We start from the raw sequence: 20,929 nt of genomic DNA, 5'->3' as shown, positions 1-20,929 counted from the left end.
AACGTTACACCGGTTCGCTATGAACTAACTTACAGTTAATTCTCCACTCGTTTTACCAGCGGGAACGTGATGGTTTCACGAATTCCGTAGCCGGTTAGAGCCATCAGCAGGCGATCAAGACCCATTCCCATACCTCCCGTAGGTGGCATGCCCTGTTCCATGGCCTGCAGGAATTCCTCGTCAAGAACCATCGCTTCCGGGTCTCCATTTGCTGCGGCAAGCGCCTGCGCTTCAAAACGCTCACGCTGGATCACTGGGTCAACGAGTTCGGAGTAGGCGGTGGCTAGCTCAAAACCGCGAACGTACAGGTCCCACTTCTCAACGCGGCCCGGCAGGCTACGGTGCTGGCGAACCAGCGGGGATGTATCCACCGGGTAGTCGCGCACAAATGTCGGCGCCCACAGGTGATCGCCAACCTCGTGCTCAAAAATCTCTTCTACAACCTTGCCAGCCACAGCGTGGTCAGGAACAGCAATTCCGCGTTCCTCCGCTAGTTGCACAAGGCGAGAAAGCTCGGTTTCCGGAGTGATTTCTTCCTTGACAGCCTCCGAGACTACCTCGTAAAGCGAAATCTCATCCCACTGTCCAGACAGGTCGTACTCGGAGCCGTCAGCAAGCGTTACCTTCTCGGTACCAAATACGTCACGCGCGGCCTTTTGAATGAAGTCGCGGGTGCGGGTTGCCATGGTGTTGTAGGTGCCGTAAGCCTCGTACGCTTCAAGCATGGTGAACTCTGGCGAGTGCGACGAATCTGCACCCTCATTGCGGAAGTTACGGTTGATTTCAAAAACTTTCTCCACGCCGCCAACCACCGCGCGCTTCAAGAACAGTTCCGGCGCGATACGCAAGTAAAGTTCTGTGTCGTACGCGTTCATGTGGGTTTGGAACGGGCGAGCGGCCGCACCACCGTGAATGTTTTGAAGCATCGGCGTTTCGATCTCCAAGAATCCCTCGCGGTGGAAGTAGTCGCGGAGCGACCACACGACGTCCGCGCGGGTGCGCACCATCTCGCGGGCAGCCGGACGTAAAATCATGTCGAGGTGACGCTGGCGAATGCGAGCTTCTTCCGAAAGGCTCATCTCTTCCCCAGTCTCCGTCGTGAATGTCTTCGGCAAAGGACGCAGCGCCTTCGAGGTGATACGCCAAGGCGGCACGTCCTCACCCGGCTGGGCGAAGATGGACAGCTCGCCGCGGCGCGAACGCATTGCCGGGCCGTGCACGAAAAGGTGATCGCCAAGGTCTACGTTGGCCTTGAACTCCTTTAGCGAGTCGCTACCCACCTCTTTAGCGGAGAGCATCACCTGAATGCGGTTGCCTTCACCATCCTGGATCACAACAAACTGGAGCTTCCCGGAACCACGAATAAACATGACGCGGCCAGCAACGCCCACGGGGGCAGGTGACTGTTCGTCAATTTCGAGGCGGTCAAACTCTTCTCGCACCTTTTTAATGGTGGTGATGATGGGCAGTTCTACCGGGTAAGGATCGGTTCCTTCTGCGAGCATGCGCGCGCGTTTTTCGGCGCGGACACGAAACTGCTCGGGGGCTTCTTGAATTTCAGACGACTCGTTGTTCTTTTCCACGCCCCCATCGTACTAAAGGGGCACTACATGCGGGAAATAGTGGGCTAATATCACGTTTCGAGAGCGCGGGGCCACCCCTTCACGCACCGTTAAACAGATCCTCGAGCGCTACGTATGCGGATGGTCAGCCGTGATTCGGGGAGGTAAGGGGGCCTTCGCCACCGGAAGCGTATTCGAGGCCGGTAGGCACGCCCGCCGGGTCTGAGCCAAGGTCTATGATCCGGTTGGCCGTGTCGACCAGCACAACTTTGCCTTTGAAACCGGGCGCCATGGATTCGGGCACGGACTGGTAGGCGATGATGATGACGATGTCACCCGGATCGGTCAAGTGCGCGGCGGCACCGTTGAGCTGGATGACGCCCGATCCGGCCTCACCGTTGATGGTGTAGGTAGACAGGCGGTTTCCGTTGGTCACATTCACCACGTCAACGCGTTCGCCTTCAAGAATGCCGGCTGCTTCCAGCAGGGTTTTGTCCACGGTGATGGATCCAACGTAGTTGAGGTCCGCGCCGGTCACGGTGGCGCGGTGAATCTTGCTGCTCATTAGCGTGCGGTAGATTTCATTAGGCATTGGTAGCCTCCCCAATGTTTAGGATGGCGTTATCGATCAGGCGCGTGTTGCCAACGTAGGCAGCCAGGGCCAGTACGGCTTCTCCGGCCTGCACGGGCGCGAATGTGGTGGGGTCAACCAGCTCCACATAGTCGATTTTTACGCCCGCATTTTCGAGGACACCGCGTGCTACTTTTTTGATTTGGCTTGCACTCGCCCCGCTGTTGCTCGCTTGCCTTCCGGCTTTGAGGGCACCGCTGAGGGCAAGAGCCTGCTGGTGTTGCGCGGCAGATAGGTACGCGTTGCGTGAAGAGAGGGCAAGGCCATCCTTGCCCCGCACGATGGGCGCGCCCACGATTTCGATGGGCATGTCAAGGTCGCGAACCATCTGGCGGATGATTGCGAGTTGCTGCGCATCCTTTTGGCCAAACACGGCAACGTCGGCACCAGTGAGGTTGAACATCTTGTGCACTACGAGCAGTACGCCCGCGAAGTGTGTGGGCCGCGTTTTACCTTCTAGAACGGTTGCGGTGGGCCCCGGGTTGATAGTGACTGCGGCTTCACCTTGATACATCTCGCTGGCTGCGGGCGCGAATACAAGATCAGCGCCCACTGTCGCCACTGCTTTGAGATCGGCATCGAGGTCGCGCGGATACTTCTCGAAGTCTTCACCCGGTGCGAACTGCGTGGGGTTCACAAATACGGTGACCAGAACGTGGTCGGCGTGTTGCTTAGCCTCTTTAATGAGGCTGAGGTGCCCGTCGTGTAGCGCGCCCATGGTCATGACCAGGCCGAGCCGGCCCGGCAGTTTCGCCAGTGCGGCTCGTAGTTCTTCGCGGGTTTTTACCACTTGTGGTTCCAAGATGCCTCCTTTGCGACTATTGTGCTCCCTTGCGCATGCTAGGCGCGAATCAGGAATGCCACTTGTGGCCAACTTGCCACTTTCTATTCCTCACCCAAAGCACGCAGGACGGCTTGCACCTGGTTTTCGCCCAGTAGCAAGTTATCGCCGGCAAGGTGCGCGGTTGTGCGCGCCATGTTGCGGTAGGTGTGCAAGATAGAGTCCAAGCCGGCCTCAGTTAATGCCTGCTGGTGATCTTTGAGGGTGCCGATGTCCGCGCGTCGGACGGGTCCAGTGAGGCCATGGACGCCTTCGGATAAAGCACGATCGAGCGCGGCGTTTAGGAGCGGACGAATGTAAAGGCCGGGGTTTTCAATGCCGGCGGCCTCCAGGATCGCAACAGCCTCGGTCACGAGGGTGACGAGGTGGTTGGCCCCGTGGGTGAGGCCGGCGTGGTAGAGCGTGCGGTCTTCTTCTTCAACCACGCATGGTTCCATTCCCATTTCCAGCGCGAGGGCGGATGCAATTGGCAGGGCCACCGCAGTTGTGGTGATAGCTGCAGGACACATCTGCAGGCGATCAACGTCCAAGCTGGTGCCGGTAAACGTCATCGCGGGATGCAGGGCAATGGGTAGGGCACCTGCGGCTTGCGCGGATTCAAGTACGTTAATGCCATGCACGCCGCTCGTGTGCATAACTACTTGGCCGGGGCGAAAGCACCCGAGTTTTGCCAGGCCCTGCGTGAGAGGTTCGATCTGGTCATCGGGAATAGCTATGACTACCAGGTCGGCCTGGCACGCCTCGTCAGGTTCGATTACGGCAACGCCCAGGATTGCTTCGGCAGCATCATTGCGTTGCGGGTTGGATGAACGCGTAATACCGATGATTTCATGCCCCACGAGTTGGAGGGCGCGGCCAATCACCGGGCCCACTCGGCCCGCGCCAATGATGCCTACGCGGAAGCGTCCTGCTTTCACTGTTGCTCTCTCCTATTTGGTTCAAAGTGTTTGTCGAGGCCGCCGCCCGCTGCACTACCCGCGTATGCGTCGTGAGTCTGGTTGGCGCCGGGAATGGCGCGCGCGGCCCAGGCTTCTTGGCTCTCTTTTTGGCGGCTGATGGTGGCCCGACGTGTGATTTCGGCGTGGAGGCTGGATGCCTGCGCTGCGTCCAGGTGGTCAATGCGAGAGTTGGATTCAACCAGGTGGAAGTAAATCCCGGCGAGGTCTCGTTTGCGGTCCCACGGGCCTTGAGCGATGCGCGTGGACTGCAGGCGATCGTAGGTGATAATCGAGAAAGAACGGGTTATGAAACCGTCGCGCAGCATGATCGCAACATCGGTTAGTTTGATGGAGCGCCGCCGCCAAACCAGCGGGTCGAACAGGCGGGAGCGCTGCGGGTTCTGGCTGAATCCAAGCATGGTGCCTTCGCCCTCAAGGCCGTACATGATCGTCTCAACCGGGTTGGGAACGCCAAGGTCGGGGTATACCATCCACAGGGCTTGAAGCATTTCTTCGCGCGTACCAACGGGGAGGAGGACGGCGTGATCCACTTTGTCTTGCGCATCCGCCGCAAAGCCAGCCTGTACGATTTTGACACGATACCAGCCAAAGATGCGCCAGAAGAAGGGTTGAGAAACTGTTACCGCGTGAATGCGCTGCACCGGAATGGTTTGGGCACGAGTGGAGAGTAGGCCCGAGCGAATGCGAATACCGTCGCGGGTTACCAACGCGGTAAACCCAAAGTTGTTTGTGAACTGGTTGAACGGGTAGGCAAACAATGCCAGGGCGCCCAGAAGCACGGGAATCATCGCGGCAAAGGAGGCGCCCTGCATCATAGTTCCAACCACGGAACCCACCGCGATGGCCAGCCCCACAAGAATAGAAAAGATAATTCCCATGTTGAGCGCCAACGACGCCGCAAGCCGACCTGCCGGTACCTTGTAGATGACCTGCTCGAATTCTTCCCCCGGCTCATCCAAGCTGAAGGCCGAAACAGTTCCAGCCTGGCCGCCTTCTAACGGGATTGAGGCTGCGCCGGCCTCGCTCGCAGTAACTGCGTCGGTTATATCAGCGTCTAGCCTCCCCGCTTTGAGTAGCTTCGCAGTGCGTGATTGGGAAAGCACTTCGCGGCGAACCTCCTCCAGCTGTTGCGTTTTCAGTAGCCCCAGCTGGAAGTTAGAGTTCGCACCGCCGGCAACCTCAACGTCTATACGTCCAAGTCCAAAAATACGGCCAATCAGCGGATGCGTAATGTTTACAGCTTGAATGCGGTCTAGGCGCGCGTGGCGCTGACTACGAAAGAGGATGCCTTCGCGGTAGTACACGGCGTCATGGGTGATTGCAAATCCCATTTTGCGCCAGGCAATCCACGAGTAAATGCCAGCCACAATGATGATCACCAGGATGCCGGCCGCGATGGCGAGGAACACTACTACCGGCCCGTAAGTTTCGATTAGGCCCAGACTGGTGAGCTCTTTTAACAGGTCGGCGAACTGGTAGAAGATGAAGGCGAAAAAGGCGGCAAAAACGGCCCAGGTTTTCGCTAGAGGCGTGACCGGGTGGAGTGATCTCCACTCAGATTCAGCAATGCCGCTTTCAACGGCGGTTTCTTTGCGTACCTTTTCCATTTAGAGTCCCGCCAGTTCGGATTCGCCGCGCTGGGCAAGACTGGTGCGCAGGCGCGCTGCTTCTTTTGCGGACAGGCCGGCGATGGAGGCGTCCGTGGAGGCCGAGGCCGTGTGTAGTTGCACGGTGGCGATGCCAAAGGCGCGTGCAATGGGCCCTTCGGACACGTCTACATATTGCAGTCGTCCGTAGGGCACAACGGTGAGTTGTTTCCACATGATGCCCGAGCGGATGAGCAGGTCAGATTCGGCTTCTGCGTACCCGATGGCGCGCACTTGGCGCGGGACAAGCCACAGGAGCCAGGCAAAGAGGGCAACGACGGCGAGCACGTAAAGCCAGATCCACTTGGTTACAAAGATGGCCAGGACAATTCCAGGAATCACCATGATGGCAAACGTGATCAGCAGGCTTACAACTCGTACTTTTACGAGGGCGGGCGAAACACCGTAAAACTGTACGTCTGCAGGTAAAAATGGGCTGTCTCCAACTATCTCGCTACGGCCGCTGAGGGTTTTAGGAGGTTGAAAGGGGAACACTCCGTCCGGTAGCTGCCCGGCGTAGCGCACTTCGCTCATTTGTTTCACCTGTCTGTAAGCTCTGACGTTTTCAGCTTCAAGGTTACAGGTTCTGGCATTTTGGTTGCCACAGGTTCTTATCCGGGGGCTTTTTGCATGCGCTGTTCAGATATTCTTAAGCCAATGGGTATGTGATTGAGAGATGGATTTGAAGATGGGTATCGATGATACGAGCGCGGAGGCGCGCCTGCTGGTTGTGGATGACGAGCCAAACATTCTTGACCTGCTGGCGTCATCTCTGCGTTTTGCCGGTTTCGAGGTGTTGACGGCCGCTGATGGGAAGTCTGCGTTCCATTTGGCTACTACGGAGAATCCAGATCTTATCGTGCTTGACGTGATGCTTCCGGATATGAATGGTTTCACGGTCACGAGGCGTCTTCGTGAGGCAGGTTCGCGCACACCGGTGCTGTTCTTGACGGCTCGCGATCAGATGGACGACAAGATTGAGGGCCTCACGGTTGGTGGCGATGATTACGTGACGAAGCCGTTTGGGCTTGAGGAGGTCGTGGCTCGTATCCGCGCGATTTTGCGCCGGACGAAGGCGGGCGGCGGCGATGATAATGTGCTTCGCATCGCGGACCTAGAGTTGGATGACGCCGCGCACGAGGTGCGGCGCGCGGGTCAAGAGATAGACCTGTCTCCCACCGAGTTCAAACTTTTGCGCTACCTAATGATCAATGAGGGCCGCGTGGTGTCTAAGATGCAGATTCTGGATCACGTGTGGGAGTACGACTGGGACGGCGAGGCCGCGATTGTGGAATCTTATATTTCGTATCTGCGCCGCAAGCTTGCTGTGCCGGGAAGTTCGGGCGATTTGATTCACACGCGCCGGGGCGTTGGATACATGTTGAGGCCAGAGAACGCCTAGTTATGAGCTCGGGCAGATCACGTAGGACGCTGCGGGAGGTTTGGTTCTCGGCAACGCTACGAGCAAGACTGGTCATCTTATTTACCTCACTGCTCACAGTTGCGTTGACGATTGCGGGTGCCGTGATGGTTGGCATCGTGCAGGCGCATTTGGTGAATCAGGTTGATCGCGAGTTGGAGAGCACCGGGAAGCAGCTAGCCGTCTCCGCAGTTCGTTCGGTGATTGCCAGTGTGCCGGCTGACGTGCCTTCAAACTATTACATTCGCTTCACATCAATCGATGGCGTAAGCCAAGTTGCGATCGCTACCGATACTGCGCAGCGCTACGGTACGCCAAATCCGGGCACTCTTTTGGCTCTCGATACGGTTTTGCCGCCGAACGCGGTAACAAAGCCGGTGAACGTGCCCTCTTCGAAGCGCGATTCGTATTGGCGGGCGGTTGCCGTTCCCGTGTCGGTTGGCGATAGGCCTTACGGCGTGGTGACGGTTGCGCTTCCTCTTGCAAATACGACGGAAACGATTTTGAACTCCGCACAATACTTCTCTCTGCTCGGCCTGTTGATCGTGGTGGTAGGCGCGATGGCGTCCTACTATCTGATTCGCCGGTCTTTGTTCCCGCTTCGCCGCATTGAGTATGTGGCCGGACAGATCGCTGAGGGTGATTTGGCCCAGCGTATTGACCCCGAGCCGGAATCGACGGAGGTTGGTTCGCTAGCGAAGAGTTTGAACGTTATGCTTGCGCAGATTGAGGATTCGTTTGCCCAGCAGCAGCGTTCGGAGGAGCGCATGCGCCGGTTCGTTTCGGACGCTTCCCACGAGTTGCGAACTCCCCTTTCAGCCTTACGTGGTTACGGTGAGCTTTACCGTATGGGCGGCGTGCCCGATGAGCGCGTGCCGGAGGTTATGCAACGCATCGAGAGCGAGTCGGTACGCATGGGCAAGCTGGTTGAGGACCTTTTGACACTTGCCCGGTTGGATGAGGTGCCGGAGATTCACCCCGAGCCCGTCGACCTCGTAAAACTGGCTCACGATTCTTTGTTTGACGTGAGCGCGTTAGATCCGTCGCGCGTTGTCAGCGTGATTAGCATCGACGAGGGCAAAGACGCACCCGGCAGCCTGGTTATCGAGGCTGACAAGGATCAGATCACGCAGGTGTTTACTAACCTGATTGGCAACATCATCCGCTATACGCCTAAGGGCTCGCCGGTAGAGATTGCGATTGGCCAGCAGGAGGGCAACGGTATCGTTGAGGTTCGCGACCACGGGCCGGGCATTTCTGCTCCTGACCGGGATCGCGTATTCGAACGTTTCTTCCGCACGGACGTGTCCCGCTCGCGCGCTTCGGGTGGCTCTGGCCTTGGCCTCTCCATTATTGCTTCGATTCTGGCTTTGCATTCGGGGCAGGCAACGCTGGATAAGACTTCGGGTGGCGGCCTAACGGTTCGACTTGTGCTTCCCTTAAAGCAGGACAAGTCGGCGTCTGTTAAGAAACCGCAATAGTCCCCTAAGGGGAGCAGATTTTATGAATGAGGCTTCTTTGCCTATGTCTCAGGATGGACTTAGCATAGGGCTGTGGCTGAAATAGGTCAGGAATTATCTGCGAGCGCGCCGGTTCCAGCGTGGCTTCCGCGCACGTTTGTGAGCGCGGTGCATTCGTGCGGGATTGAGCCTGCGCAAGAGTTGATTGACGAAGAGGTGCGCGGCCTACTCTCAGTTTGGCAAGCCAAGGAGCGCCCCTATCACAATGTTGCTTATTTGAGCCGGGTGATTGCCGCTTTTGACCAGCTGGCGCCAGCCGCTCACACCCCGGAATTGTTGCAGATCGCGGCTTGGTACACGGGTTTGGTTCCCCCCGAGGCCGTGAAGTTTGAAGTTTCAGATTCGGTACATTTTCAGGCTTCGTGTTCGCAGGAAATCTCGCACTCTTTGACTAGGCTTGGTTTTTCGCCGGCGGTTTGTGGGCGGGTTTGTGAACTGATCCGCGTGGTAGTTACGCACCGGGCACCCGCTGACGACGTGGATGCAACCGCGCTTCTGGATGCAACGCAGCGCGACTTGTCTGCAACTCCGCAGGAGTACAAGCAGTATCGCAGTCTGCTTCGCCAGGAGTTTCCCCATCTGTCGGATTTGCAGTATTGGACGGCGCGGCGTCGTTTTGTGCGTTCACTGCTTGCTCGCTCACAGATTTATTTGTCTCCGGGAGGGGCTGCATGGGAGGCTTCTGCACGGCAAAATCTTGAGGCCGAGCTGGCGAATCTTGACGCGCTCATCACCGAGGCGGATCCTAGTGCGCGTTTTGAGGATGCGCCCGAGCAGAGTTTCGATCCACTAACTACGACTTCAACGAGAATTATCAAGAAGATCGGGGCAAAGAATGACCCGATCATTGTGCGTAAAGAGGATGACTTCGACTCCGAAAATAACGCCGCACACTCTGAATCAACGCCTGCCTTAGAGCATCCGCCAGCACCTGTGGCAGACGAGGCTTCTTCGTCAGACGATGACAGTGCTTCATCATTGGAAGATGAGCCCGATGTGATCGTTCGTCCCACGCAGCGCAGAGTTCGTAGACTGTCCGCAAAGGAGCTGGCTCGCCTTGCTCGCACGCGTGCCGAACAGGTTCACGAGGATGCCTTTACCGCTGGGGACGCAAGCCGTTTGCGCGAGCGAATCGACGAGCGCACCGCAGATGTGAGCAGGCTTCGTGAGCGGATCGATGAGCGAATTGACGAGCGGGCGGCAGATGCTGGTCGTTTGCGTGAGCGAATCGATGAACGCGCCGCAGATGCGAGCAAACTCCGCGGGCGTATTCAGGAAAAGTCGCGCGAAGATATCAGCCGGCTTCGCCAGCGACTTTCAGAGCGCGACCAATAGCCGCGCCTGCCCTCCTTTCGCCAAACCCGTTTTCCCCGGCGGACGCGTGGTCTCCGTTTTTCACGTATTGGGGGCGCCCAGCTAATTTTGACTGTTTCTGTTGTTCGCCCAGTTCTTTCCACATGCCGGCTTACCCTCCGCCTGCCCACACCTTCCCTGGCATTGCATGCGGCGTTTCACCTCGATAGGTGAGCATGGCGCTACATGACCGGTTGAAAGAAAGGAATGGTGATGACGGTTTTTCATGTAGATCCAACGCAGGTAGCGCAGGCTTCGGCAATGGTGCGCGCAAGTGCAGATAGTATTCGCGCGCAGGTGCAGGCAATGATGGGGCATTTGGACGCGTTGCAGGGGTCTTGGTCTGGCGCAGCATCAGCCCAGTTTTCGGCGGCGGCCGCGAACTGGCGTTCAACACAGGTGATTGTGGAGCAGTCCCTGGATGAAATTGGGATCCAGCTTGCTGCAGCAGCGAGTACCTATTCGGATGCCGAGGCTGGAGCGGCCGCCCTATTCGCAGGGTAGCTCGCCAATAGGTAACCCATCCGAATTCGCAATAGGCGCTACTGGTTGCCTCGTGGCGAAATCCGGGCGGGTATGACTGTGGGCGCGGGAAAACCCGCGCCCACAGTTCGCCTATTGCTGGTTTAGTACATGCCAGCCATTTCGTCGGCACCCGGAGCGGCCGGTGCCGGCGGCTCGGGCTTGTCGGCTACGATTGCCTCGGTGGTGAGGAACATGCCGGCGATGGATGCCGCGTTCTGCAGTGCAGAGCGGGTTACCTTTACCGGGTCGGCGATGCCGGCCTTGAGCATGTCTTCGTATCCACCGGTTGCGGCGTTGAGGCCTTCACCTGCGGGCAGGTGCTTGACCTTGTCAACAACTACGCCGCCTTCTAGGCCTGCGTTTACCGAGATCTGCTTGAGCGGCGCTTCAACCGCTACGCGAACGATGTTCGCGCCGGTGAGCTCATCGCCTTCGAGGTCAAGATCGGCAAGCTTCTGAGCGGCCTGAATGAGGGCCACGCCACCACCGGCGACGATGCCTTCTTCTGCAGCTGCCTTAGCGTTGCGGACGGCGTCCTCAATGCGGTGCTTACGTTCCTTCAGCTCAACTTCAGTTGCAGCACCGGACTTGATGACGGCTACGCCACCAGCAAGCTTGGCAAGGCGCTCGTTGAGCTTCTCCTTGTCGTACTCGGAGTCCGAGTTCTTGATTTCCGCGCGGATCTGCGCCACGCGACCGTCGATAGCCTCCTTAGTGCCGGCACCCTCAACGATCGTGGTTTCGTCCTTGGTGACGACGATCTTGCGGGCCTGGCCGAGCACGTCGAGGTCGGCAGTTTCAAGCGAAAGACCAACGGTTTCAGAGATAACCTGACCACCGGTGAGGATAGCCATATCCTGCAACATGGCCTTGCGACGGTCACCGAAGCCCGGGGCCTTAACAGCAACGGACTTGAACAGGCCGCGGATCTTGTTCACAACGAGGGTTGCGAGAGCCTCGCCCTCAACGTCGTCAGCGATGATCAGCAGCGGCTTGCCGGACTGCATGACCTTCTCCAGTAGCGGGAGCAGGTCCTTAACGTTAGAGATCTTGCCTTCAACGAGGAGCACGTAGGCGTCCTCGAACACGGCTTCCTGACGCTCAGCGTCAGTTACGAAGTACGGGGAGAGGAATCCCTTTTCAAAGCGCATACCCTCAGTGGTTTCGAGGGTGGTTTCGAAAGAGTTGGTCTCTTCAACCGTGATGACGCCTTCGCGACCAACCTTGTCCATGGCCTGCGCAATGAGGCGGCCAATCTCGGTGTCATTTGCCGAGATGGAGGCGGTTGCTGCGATCTGTTCAACGGTTTCGATTTCCTTCGCGTCGGCGTGGAGGTTCTCCACTACCTTCGCAACGGCGGTGTCGATGCCGCGCTTAAGTGCGATCGGGTTTGCACCTGCAGCAACGTTGCGCAGGCCTTCGCTTACGAGCGCCTGAGCCAGAACGGTTGCGGTGGTGGTGCCATCGCCTGCGACGTCGTCGGTCTTCTTTGCAACTTCCTTGACGAGCTCAGCGCCGATCTTCTCGAGCGGATCCTCTAGCTCAACTTCCTTTGCAACAGAAACACCGTCCTTCGTGATCGTGGGAGCACCCCACTTCTTATCGAGGACGACGTTACGGCCCTTGGGGCCTAGCGTTACCTTTACAGTGTCGGCGAGGGTGTTTAACCCGCGCTCCATGGCGCGGCGTGCTTCCTCGTCGAATGCAATCAACTTGGACATGTATTTTTCCTCCGCTGTAGCGGTTGTTGGCTACGAGGTGCCCGCGACGGACGACCAGCCGGGTTTGCGTTTCTGTCTCGCAAATGGTGGCCTCACCTAGTAACCCTTGCTTTATCACTCAATGCTTGTGAGTGCTAATAGTTATTTTGGCACTCTAATGAGCAGAGTGCAAGACGAGTTAGCTAATAGCTCAAAAAGTTGAGGCGACCAGACTCAAGTCTGGCCGCCTTTGCGAGTTTGCATTCTCCAGATCAGCCCCGCCGCACACTCTTGCCGGGACGCGGAGCGGGCGTTTTAGTAGTCGCCCTTTAGGACGACAACGAAGTCAGCGTTGCCCAAATCTGTACTGTTCTCCGAGAAGTTACTAATGCCCAGGATTTCGCCAATCGCTTCAGCTCCTGCCCGGGTTCCGGGCGCGTAGTAAACGGTGGTGAACTCTGTAAGCCAGCCCGAAGCGTTGGAGGCGCTCACGTACTGGTATCCGTCTGCCTGCAGTTTTCCAACAGCCTCGGCGGCAAGCCCGTTAACTCGCGTACCGTTAAGGATCTGGATGGCAACGTCCTTAGAGATGGCAGGTTCGGTCTCGGTTGGCGCTTCCGTTGGCTTTTGTGTGGTCGCTTCTGTAGCAGCCTCGGTCTCGGATGATGCCTGCGTAGTACCCGTAGGTGCCTGCGTGGCAACTGTCGTTGGCTGGGGCGAGGCGTTTTCGTTACTGCCCCGGCCGGTTATCAACGATACTGCGCCCCATGCGAGCACGGGGACGATGATTAACACGAGCAGGAAAGGCAGCACGGTTTTCCAGCGCGATGGCTTCTCGCGAAAGAGGCCAACGGGGCCCTCGGCGCCTGCCTGGTCAAACTCGTCTTCAGGATATTGATGCAAACTCACAGTTTTAGCGTACCGGTTTTCTGCTTTCATCTGCTCATCCACGCCGATATTGGCTGATTGGCACCAGTTTTGCCGCGTAGGATGAGGGCGTGAGTGCTTTGCCTTTAACTGATTTGATTGACGAGGGGTGGGCGCAGGCTTTAGGCCCGCTTGAGCCCCAGATTCACCGTCTTGGCGACATGCTACGCGAGGAAAACCGGCTAGGTAATGGTTACCTACCTGCGGGCACAGACGTGTTGCGCGCGTTCACCTACCCGTTTGCGGATGTGAAGGTGCTCATTATTGGGCAAGATCCCTACCCCACGCCGGGGCATGCGATGGGACTGTCATTTTCGGTGCGACCAGGCGTGGCTCTGCCGCGTTCCCTGGTGAACATTTTTAACGAGTTGCATGAGGATTTGGGCGTGCCGATGCCAACGTCGGGAGATTTGACGCCTTGGGCTCGCGGAGGGGTGTGTTTAATGAACCGCGTGCTCACCGTTCGTCCCGGCGCCCCGGGTTCACACAGAGGCCGGGGTTGGGAGGAGGTGACGGAGGCAGCGATCCGCGCCCTCGTAGATCGAAACCAGCCACTGGTGGCTATTTTGTGGGGGCGTGACGCTAGAGCGGTTAAGCCACTGCTTGGGAACACGTCGGTGATCGAATCTGCCCACCCCTCCCCCCTGTCCGCTCGCCGCGGATTTTTTGGATCAAGACCATTTTCCCGAGCTAACAGGCAACTGATCGAAATGGGGGCAACGCCCGTGAACTGGGATCTATCACGGCCCTGACTTTAGCCAGCCTTCTGCCGCCACCGCCACCCCTTCGACCGAACGTGAACGGCCGCTGGCCCGCTGCACGCACTGTACCAATTGATTGAGGTCGGAAGGGGTTTCCTTCCGACCTCAACCGTTACCTTGTCTGCAAGGTTTTGCCTTGCGGGGCTCTAACTACACGTTGGAGCGCCTGCGAACCAGGACGGTACCTGCAAGGAGCAGGGCGAGCGCCGCGCTTGAAAGGGCGAGGACGTTGCCCGAACCTGTCTTGGCAAGCGGCTTGCTCATGCCTTTCGCTTTGCTCGGCTTTTCAACCTGGCTTGCCTGCCCCGTTGGGGTGGGCTGGGGTTGATTCTGCTCTGCGGTGGGTGCAGTTTCAGTTTCGCTTGGCTGCGGCTCATCTACTTTGGCCGGAGAGGTCGAAACTGACCAGTTATGCACAAAAAACTCGGCGGGGTTGATAGTGCCGTGTTCTTGTGCCCATTCGATCATGAGGTCGCGGATCGCCTTTTGCTCGTCGTAGACAATCGGCGCGGTCTTGACATGCGGGTAGTCGGAGCCACCGGCTTGGCGGTAGTTGTTCAGGGCGAGCACGAACTCGTCGGTCGGCTTGATTGGCGAGCCGTCCGGCATGGTGAGTAGGTCGATTCGCTGTCCAACCGGCTTGGAGATGTCAATGTGATAGTTGACGCCCGAAAGCACGTCGTAGGTATAGTCTCGCAGGCCTCGCGTTGTACCTTCATACCGCGCGTTGAGAACAGAAGGCCAATCCGTAATCTCGGCTCCCTCTTCTTGCTGAACGTAGTAGCGTGCGGACCACTCCAGGTAGTCCTTTAGCTGTTCACCGTTGATCTTGATACCAAAAAGCGTGTTGTCGTACACGTAGATGGATGCCATGTCTGCGATCGTTACGTCGCCCTTTGCAAATACCGCAGTACGAGAGAACGGGGAGACTTCCGCGATTATCGGCAGGTTCTCGTATTCGGTGCCCTTCAGCGCGCGGGTGAGTTCATCGGTTTGAACCTTGTTTATGAAGTCGAGGATTGGCGTGTCTTCCCACGGGGAGGTTTCTGACTTCATCTCTTCAGTGGATTGCGCAACAACCGTTGCAACCCACTGCTTGGTCTGTTCAAACCAGGGGGCGATCACCTGTTCAATCTGGGGATCTGGCTCGTAGTCCGGAGCTTTTAGCGCTTCGGCTGCCGGCTTATTTTCACCCCACTCAACCGTTACTTTGCCGTCTTTGCGAACCAGCGGAATGTTGACAGAGGAGAGGAAGCGCCCATGGTAACCCGGCTGAGTTAGGAGCACTTCGCGCCCATCTGGGTTGGTGTAGTACTTCTGGACAACGTCAGTCACATGTGAGTGGCCAGCCACTACAACATCAACGCCTGAAACGTTCTGCGCGATTGAGCGGGCAGCGTTTTCTTGCAGGTCGTTAGCGTCCCATTTGTAATCCTCGGGGTCTTCACCGGTATGCGCGGTTACTATTACTACGTCTGCACCTTCTGCCTTGACTTTTGGCACTACCTCTTTCACGGCTTGTACAACGTCGCGGAATTCGAGGGAGGCTACTTTCACTCCATCCCATCCGGGAACGCCGGGGGTCACAGCTCCGATGACACCCACCTTCACCTCATGACCATCCTTGGTCTTTTTGTTGATGATGGTGTACTGCTTGTATGCGGGTTTACCAGTTTCGCGCACGTTAACGTTTACCGCGAGGAAGGGCATGTTAAGACTATTAATGTATTGGTCGAGGGATTCAAGACCGTAGTTGAACTCGTGGTTACCGGCAGCTACAGCGTCGTATTGCAGGTAGTTAAACACGCTAGCCATAGGGTCAACGGTACTGGCTGTCTGGTTTGAGTGATACACCGTTTCAATCGAGGAACCCTGGTTCGCGTCGCCATTGTCAAGAAGAAGCACGGCGTCTTTACCTTTTTCTTCCCGAACCTTCTGGACGGCCGTCGAGAGACGATCCATACCGCGAGCATTTTCGGGTTTGGAAGCTCCAAAAGGTTGCCCGGTGAAGTAGTCGTGGTCCACTAGAGTTCCGTGTATGTCGGTGGTAGCTAGAAGGGTGAGGTCATCAATATCGGTGACTCCACTTTCAGCGTATGCAGGCACAGCCATTAGTCCGAAGACCAGTGGCAACGCTGCAAAGGTTGCTATTTTTCTCATTTACTCCCTTTCGTGCTGTGTTCAGATTTCCATCTCGATTTAGAGGGAGTATCAGTATCCATTATTTTTATTTAACAAATTATTGTTTTGGGTTTCTAAAACAATTTCGGCAATTCTCTTTGCACGCTTCGGTATCTGGTCAAATTATTCCGCAACAGGCGCACAATGCGATGCGGGTCGACGCGGTCAAAATGGGCGTTTGCACGCGCTGACGAGCAGCAGTAGGGCGGCTACTAGCGCGCCCTTGATGTAGATACCAGTACGAGCCGATACAGGCCCGCCTGAGTGTCAGACCTAACCAGCCTGTTACTACCTACACTTTGCGCGCTCAACTTCCCGCTTGGCGTCTTGCCTGGCATCTTCTCCCGCAGAATGTCACCCAACTCCACTGGCTCAGCTGGAAGAGCCACGGTAATCGAAGATTCGGACAATGCCGGCGCCCCACACCGCCTGCACAATATCGCAGAGGTGGTGCACGGTTTTTCACGTGTTCTCCATTTCATATCAGAATCAAGAAAACTCTAGACCTTCACTCATGTAGGGATTACCGTATCTTTAAGCCCCCTTTAGTTGAATTGGAGAAAGAGCGATGACGTCAATCTCTGAAACCATTAATCCCCTCGTCGAAAAGGCCCTCAGCGCCCTCAACGAGTTTAAAACCTTCGACCAAGCCAGCGTGGATCTCATCGTCGAAGCCGCTGCCAAAGCTGCGCGCGATGCCCACGCCACCCTCGCCGAAATGGCCGTTGAAGAAACACGCCGCGGCAACTTTGAAGATAAAACAGTGAAAAACATCTTCGCTGCTGAGCATGTCACCGCCTACATGCGCGACCTCAAAACGGTTGGCGTCATTTCGCAAAACCAGTTCACTGGCATCACCGAAATCGCCGAACCTGTTGGTGTGGTAGCCGGTATCACCCCCGTCACTAACCCCACCTCCACCACTATTTTCAAATCGCTCATGTGCCTGAAAACGCGCAACCCGATCGTTTTCGCGTTCCATCCTGGCGCGCAACAGTGCTCCTCTCAAGCCGCTCGGATCGTGTACCAAGCGGCCCTGAGTGCGGGCGCTCCACAAGGTTGCATCCAATGGGTTGAAGCCCCCTCTATGGAGGCGACCAGCGCCCTCATGAATCACGAGGGGGTGTCCGTCATCCTCGCCACCGGCGGTAACGCGATGGTACGCTCCGCTTACTCGTGCGGGAAGCCCGCTCTTGGCGTTGGCGCCGGCAACTCCCCCGCCTACATCCACTCATCGGCAAATCTTAACCGCGCCGTTTATGACGTGGTCTCTTCCAAAGCCTTTGACAACGGAATGATCTGTGCCTCCGAACAGGCCGTTATCCTCGATGAGAAAATCGAACAAGCCGCGCTTGAACAGTTCAAATCGCTCGGTTGCCACATCGCTACCAAAGCGGAAAAGGCCAAGCTGGAAAAACTCATGTTCGGTGCCAAAGCATTCACCAATGCCTGCGCCACCGCACGCCTCAACCCGAGCATTGTTGGCCAATCAGCCCACGAAATCGCGCACCAAGCTGGCTTTGAAGTACCCGAAGGCACGCAAGCGATCCTCGCGCAATGCACCGAAGTTTCCTATTCTGAACCTCTCACGCGCGAAAAACTCAGCCCCGTGCTTGCCGTTCTCACCGCGAAAGATGCGGACGAAGGCATCGAGCTTGCCGCGCAAATGGTAGAACAAGACGGCCTTGGACACACCGCTGCCATCCACTGCCGTGACAACAACATCATTGCAAAGTTCGGAAGCCGCGTGCAGGCCGTGCGCCTGGTAGAAAACGCACCCACCTCACAAGGCGCAATTGGCGGACTGTTCAACAGCTTCATCCCATCGCTCACGCTTGGCTGCGGATCCTACGGACACAACTCCGTATCCAACAACGTCAGCGCAGTGAACCTAATCAATATCAAACGACTCGGGCGGAGGAACTCCGTGATTACACCCTTCCAAGTGCCGTCAAAAATTTTCCAAGGTCCGGGCGCTCTACGCCAACTCGCAACCTTGCAAGATCTTGGCAAAATCACCATCTTTACCGACAAGGCCACCCTCAATTGCGGTGCGGTCAGCGAGCTTCTAGCTCTCCTTCACACCCGTGAAGAAGCGAGTTCCATCCAGATTATCGACGACATTCCGCGTAACCTGACCGTCGATTTCCTCCGCGAGGCCGCCAGTGAAACCGCCGGTTTCGCACCGGACACGCTCCTAGCTTTCGGCGCCACCGCAACGATCAATGCCGCGAAGTTTGTGCGCGTGGGTCTGACAATCCCCGAAGCTGATATGGCTGACATTTGCGCCGGCCGCATCGGTCTTCCCCCGCGTATATCCAACCCCAGACTCATCTGCATCCCCACAACTTCCGGTGGCCAGGCCGCGCTGTCAGCCAAAGCCTCCATCACGGATACCGAGACGGGCCTGGAACGACTCATCCAGTCCGCCTCTTACCTGCCGAGCATCACGTTCATGGATCCTGAGCTGGCTCACTGGAAGCCAGAAGTGCTTGCAGCTCGCGGGTTTGAAACCATCTCGCAGGCAACCGAAGCACTATTCTCCATCCACGCCACCGACTACACAGACGCGCTTGCACTGCACGGCCTCGAACTCGCATTCACAAACCTACCGCGTGCCGTCGATGAGTCTGACCACAGCGCAGAACACGAAAACAGCCGCGAGAAGATCATTTCCGCCGGCTCCCTCACCTCTACCGCGCTTGGCAACACCAGCCTGGGCTTGGCCGATGCGATCGTGCAAGCGTTCGCCCAATTCTCGGGCACACCACGCCAAGATCTGCTGCCCGCAGTTCTGCCAAACGTGGTGCGATTCAACGGTTCCCAGCCGCAAAAACTCGTGGCCTGGCCCAACTACGAGACGTTCCAAGTGCCCGCGCGCTGTGAGGAACTCACCCGGCACCTGGGGATTAAGGTTGGCCCGGAGGGCGCGGTGGAAGCCTACGCTACCGCCCTCGAAAATCTGCGTGACAAGGTTGGACTAACTCCCCTGCTACGCAACATGGGCATGCCGGAATCCACGTTCAATCACAAGCGCGGCGAAATCGCCTCACTGGCATTCGACTACCAGTCACATTCAGGCAACCCCCAAACCGCGCGTCTGGAAGACATTAAGGAGCTACTCACCGCTTGCTTCCGCAGCCAAAAATGGAGCCGCTAAACTAAAGTCCTGTTAGCGCCCAGAGCGAAACAGGAGAACTTTAATGACTGGCCGATCCCCGCGTCCTTACAAACGGGTGCGGCGCGCGCAACCACAGGTTGTGAGCACCGAGACGTTTGCGGTCGCGGGGATTGCCGTGACCGTGGTACGCAAAACCGGCCTTAAGAACACTTACCTGCGGGTCAAGGCGCCCGGCGGCAACGTGGTTATCACGGCACCGAGGGGCGTGCCCATACGAGATCTGCAAAGCTTCGCGCTAACCCATCTGTCCACCATTAAGCGCCAGGCGCGCACTGCTCCCAATTTCACTACCGGAGAGACCCACTTTCTGTGGGGCCAGCCCCTGGTTTTAGAAGTACACGAAGCCGATCAGGCACGAGTGTATGCGCAAGATGAGCGACTAATTCTGGCCTTGCCTGCCGGGTCTACACGCCAGAGGCGGGAGACGGCTTTAACCGAGTGGTATCGCGAACAACTGAAACTGGCCCTGCCCGCAGCCATTAAGCGATGCGAAACAAGCACCGGCCTGGCGGCCAGCGAGTATCGAGTCAAGAAAATGCGAACCCGCTGGGGCACCTGCAACCCGAAAGCGCAGCGAATCTGGCTGAGCATCAACCTTGCAAAGAAACCTAAGCAGTGCTTGGACTACGTGCTCACCCACGAACTCGTGCACCTGGTGGAACGCGGCCACACCCCGCGCTTTCACGCCCTCGTTGCCCGCTACTTTCCAGGCTACGAGGAAGCAGACAGGGCACTAAAATAGCGCCCAGTCGCAAACAACAATTTCGTGCGATCTGTAAGACTACTCTCGCCTCCACAAACCGCCCTAATGTTAATCGGCGAAAAACTTCGTTTCGAATGAGTACCTTGACGCCCTATAAATATGGGTTCCGTAATCAATTACCCTTCCCTGCGCGTCATACGCAATGCGCGTGGCAGTCAGCAAAGCAGCGCCACGCTTTTCCCCCAAAGCGTCCGCCTCCATTAGCGTCGCATTACGCGCCCCGATCACCTGAGTCGCGTAGGAGGGCACCACGCCCTTAGCTCGAAGCTGATCGTAAAGACCGCTTTCTTCCAGCTCTTCACGGGTAGGCGCAATGTCACTCGGGATTAGGTTAGACATGAGCGCGATCGGATCCCCATCAGCTAAGCGCAAACGCTGAATAAATGTAACCGGCGCACCCGATTCAGTTTCCAAACGCTGCGCCTCGTCCTCAGTAGCCCGGTGGGTGTTATAAGACATCACCCGCGTCTCCACCTCAAAACCAGCCTGCTCAAGATCGGTTAACAAACTCGACAACTGCATGGGCCGGCGAACATGGGGTGCAGTAACAACCGTGCCTGCACCCCGACGCCTCTTAACCAGCCCCCTATCAGCCAAAGACTGCAGAGCCTGACGAGCAGTTGGGCGCGAAACATCCAGACGCTTCGCCATCGAAACCTCGTTTTCAAGGCGAGTACCCGGAGCAATCTCACCGCTCAAAATCATCGCCGCTAGGCCGTCAGAGATCTGCGCGTGAAGCGGCACGTCACTGTCATGCACAACCCGAATGTTCGGACTAAAAGGCGCGTGGGCCATCATGAATTCCTAAATGCTAAATCGAAACTGTAAAACCGTTCTGGGATGATTATACAAATCGTACACAGTTTTAAAGACCAATAGTCACGTTATGTAAACACAAGACATCAATTCATCTTTGTCATGACAAATACTTGATGTTGGGTGCCTCTATACACTATCGT

17 protein-coding genes are annotated in these 20,929 nt (G+C 57.1%); 7 read left to right on the top strand and 10 right to left on the bottom strand.

The window, feature by feature from the left end; genetic code table 11:
* Positions 1-35: 35 nt before the first annotated feature.
* The 6 genes from lysS to HMPREF9238_RS06830 form a co-directional block, all read right to left on the bottom strand.
* On the bottom strand, positions 36-1,583 hold the full coding sequence (lysS, locus tag HMPREF9238_RS06855; RefSeq protein WP_016444733.1) for a lysine--tRNA ligase: 1,548 nt from the start codon (positions 1,581-1,583) through the stop codon (positions 36-38).
* A 124-nt stretch (positions 1,584-1,707) separates the two neighbouring features.
* Positions 1,708-2,154 carry an aspartate 1-decarboxylase gene (gene panD, locus HMPREF9238_RS06850; protein WP_016444732.1) on the bottom strand — a complete coding sequence of 149 codons (447 nt, stop codon included), beginning with the start codon at positions 2,152-2,154 and terminating at the stop codon, positions 1,708-1,710.
* Positions 2,147-2,995: a pantoate--beta-alanine ligase gene (gene panC / locus HMPREF9238_RS06845; protein ID WP_016444731.1), complete on the bottom strand. Its 849-nt coding sequence runs from the start codon at positions 2,993-2,995 to the stop codon at positions 2,147-2,149. Before panC ends, panD begins: the two co-directional genes overlap by 8 nt.
* Before the next feature lie 83 nt (positions 2,996-3,078).
* The gene (locus HMPREF9238_RS06840) at positions 3,079-3,951 is read right to left on the bottom strand and encodes a Rossmann-like and DUF2520 domain-containing protein (RefSeq protein WP_016444730.1); all 873 of its coding nucleotides are present in this window, start codon (positions 3,949-3,951) and stop codon (positions 3,079-3,081) included.
* The gene (locus HMPREF9238_RS06835) at positions 3,948-5,600 is read right to left on the bottom strand and encodes a PH domain-containing protein (RefSeq protein ID WP_016444729.1); all 1,653 of its coding nucleotides are present in this window, start codon (positions 5,598-5,600) and stop codon (positions 3,948-3,950) included. Before HMPREF9238_RS06835 ends, HMPREF9238_RS06840 begins: the two co-directional genes overlap by 4 nt.
* Positions 5,601-6,173, bottom strand: a complete 573-nt coding sequence (locus HMPREF9238_RS06830) for a PH domain-containing protein (RefSeq protein WP_016444728.1) — start codon at positions 6,171-6,173, stop codon at positions 5,601-5,603. It abuts the gene before it with no gap.
* Positions 6,174-6,315: 142 nt separating this feature from the next.
* On the opposite strand from HMPREF9238_RS06830, the gene HMPREF9238_RS06825 reads away from it, so the two are divergent.
* The 4 genes from HMPREF9238_RS06825 to HMPREF9238_RS06810 all read left to right on the top strand — a co-directional run bounded on the left by HMPREF9238_RS06825 (position 6,316) and on the right by HMPREF9238_RS06810 (position 10,436).
* Positions 6,316-7,041, top strand: coding sequence for a response regulator transcription factor (locus HMPREF9238_RS06825; RefSeq protein ID WP_040316520.1), 726 nt, complete (start codon positions 6,316-6,318; stop codon positions 7,039-7,041).
* 2 nt (positions 7,042-7,043) lie between these two features.
* Complete coding sequence (locus HMPREF9238_RS06820; protein ID WP_016444726.1) at positions 7,044-8,540, top strand: sensor histidine kinase; 1,497 nt, start codon at positions 7,044-7,046, stop codon at positions 8,538-8,540.
* A gap of 72 nt (positions 8,541-8,612) precedes the next feature.
* On the top strand, positions 8,613-9,914 hold the full coding sequence (locus tag HMPREF9238_RS08665; protein ID WP_016444725.1) for an HD domain-containing protein: 1,302 nt from the start codon (positions 8,613-8,615) through the stop codon (positions 9,912-9,914).
* A gap of 231 nt (positions 9,915-10,145) precedes the next feature.
* The gene (locus HMPREF9238_RS06810) at positions 10,146-10,436 is read left to right on the top strand and encodes a WXG100 family type VII secretion target (RefSeq protein WP_016444723.1); all 291 of its coding nucleotides are present in this window, start codon (positions 10,146-10,148) and stop codon (positions 10,434-10,436) included.
* A 122-nt stretch (positions 10,437-10,558) separates the two neighbouring features.
* On the opposite strand, the gene groL is transcribed toward HMPREF9238_RS06810, so the two are convergent.
* Together groL and HMPREF9238_RS06800 are read right to left on the bottom strand one after the other, a co-directional pair.
* Positions 10,559-12,178 carry a chaperonin GroEL gene (gene groL, locus HMPREF9238_RS06805; RefSeq protein ID WP_016444722.1) on the bottom strand — a complete coding sequence of 540 codons (1,620 nt, stop codon included), beginning with the start codon at positions 12,176-12,178 and terminating at the stop codon, positions 10,559-10,561.
* Between the two features lie 294 nt (positions 12,179-12,472).
* Positions 12,473-13,066, bottom strand: coding sequence for a LytR C-terminal domain-containing protein (locus tag HMPREF9238_RS06800; RefSeq protein WP_232217613.1), 594 nt, complete (start codon positions 13,064-13,066; stop codon positions 12,473-12,475).
* 89 nt (positions 13,067-13,155) lie between these two features.
* Between HMPREF9238_RS06800 and HMPREF9238_RS06795 the strand changes: the two genes are divergently transcribed.
* On the top strand, positions 13,156-13,836 hold the full coding sequence (locus HMPREF9238_RS06795; protein WP_016444720.1) for a uracil-DNA glycosylase: 681 nt from the start codon (positions 13,156-13,158) through the stop codon (positions 13,834-13,836).
* A gap of 159 nt (positions 13,837-13,995) precedes the next feature.
* Here HMPREF9238_RS06795 and HMPREF9238_RS06790 read toward each other — a convergent pair whose 3' ends face one another.
* A complete protein-coding gene (locus tag HMPREF9238_RS06790) occupies positions 13,996-15,957 on the bottom strand; it encodes a bifunctional metallophosphatase/5'-nucleotidase (protein ID WP_232217612.1) in 1,962 nt (653 codons plus the stop codon).
* Positions 15,958-16,594: 637 nt separating this feature from the next.
* On the opposite strand from HMPREF9238_RS06790, the gene HMPREF9238_RS06785 reads away from it, so the two are divergent.
* Positions 16,595-19,186 (top strand): aldehyde dehydrogenase family protein, encoded by a 2,592-nt coding sequence (locus HMPREF9238_RS06785; protein WP_016444718.1) that lies wholly within the window; start codon positions 16,595-16,597, stop codon positions 19,184-19,186.
* A gap of 43 nt (positions 19,187-19,229) precedes the next feature.
* Positions 19,230-19,949, top strand: coding sequence for a M48 family metallopeptidase (locus tag HMPREF9238_RS06780; RefSeq protein ID WP_016444717.1), 720 nt, complete (start codon positions 19,230-19,232; stop codon positions 19,947-19,949).
* Between the two features lie 69 nt (positions 19,950-20,018).
* Here HMPREF9238_RS06780 and HMPREF9238_RS06775 read toward each other — a convergent pair whose 3' ends face one another.
* The gene (locus tag HMPREF9238_RS06775) at positions 20,019-20,765 is read right to left on the bottom strand and encodes a GntR family transcriptional regulator (protein ID WP_016444716.1); all 747 of its coding nucleotides are present in this window, start codon (positions 20,763-20,765) and stop codon (positions 20,019-20,021) included.
* Between the last annotated feature and the right edge of the window lie 164 nt (positions 20,766-20,929).

This window comes from Gleimia europaea ACS-120-V-Col10b, from assembly GCF_000411155.1.
GTDB classification, from domain to species: domain Bacteria; phylum Actinomycetota; class Actinomycetes; order Actinomycetales; family Actinomycetaceae; genus Gleimia; species Gleimia europaea_B.
Note: the sequence above shows the minus strand (reverse complement) of the source record. Positions and strands in the feature narration are given on the sequence as shown.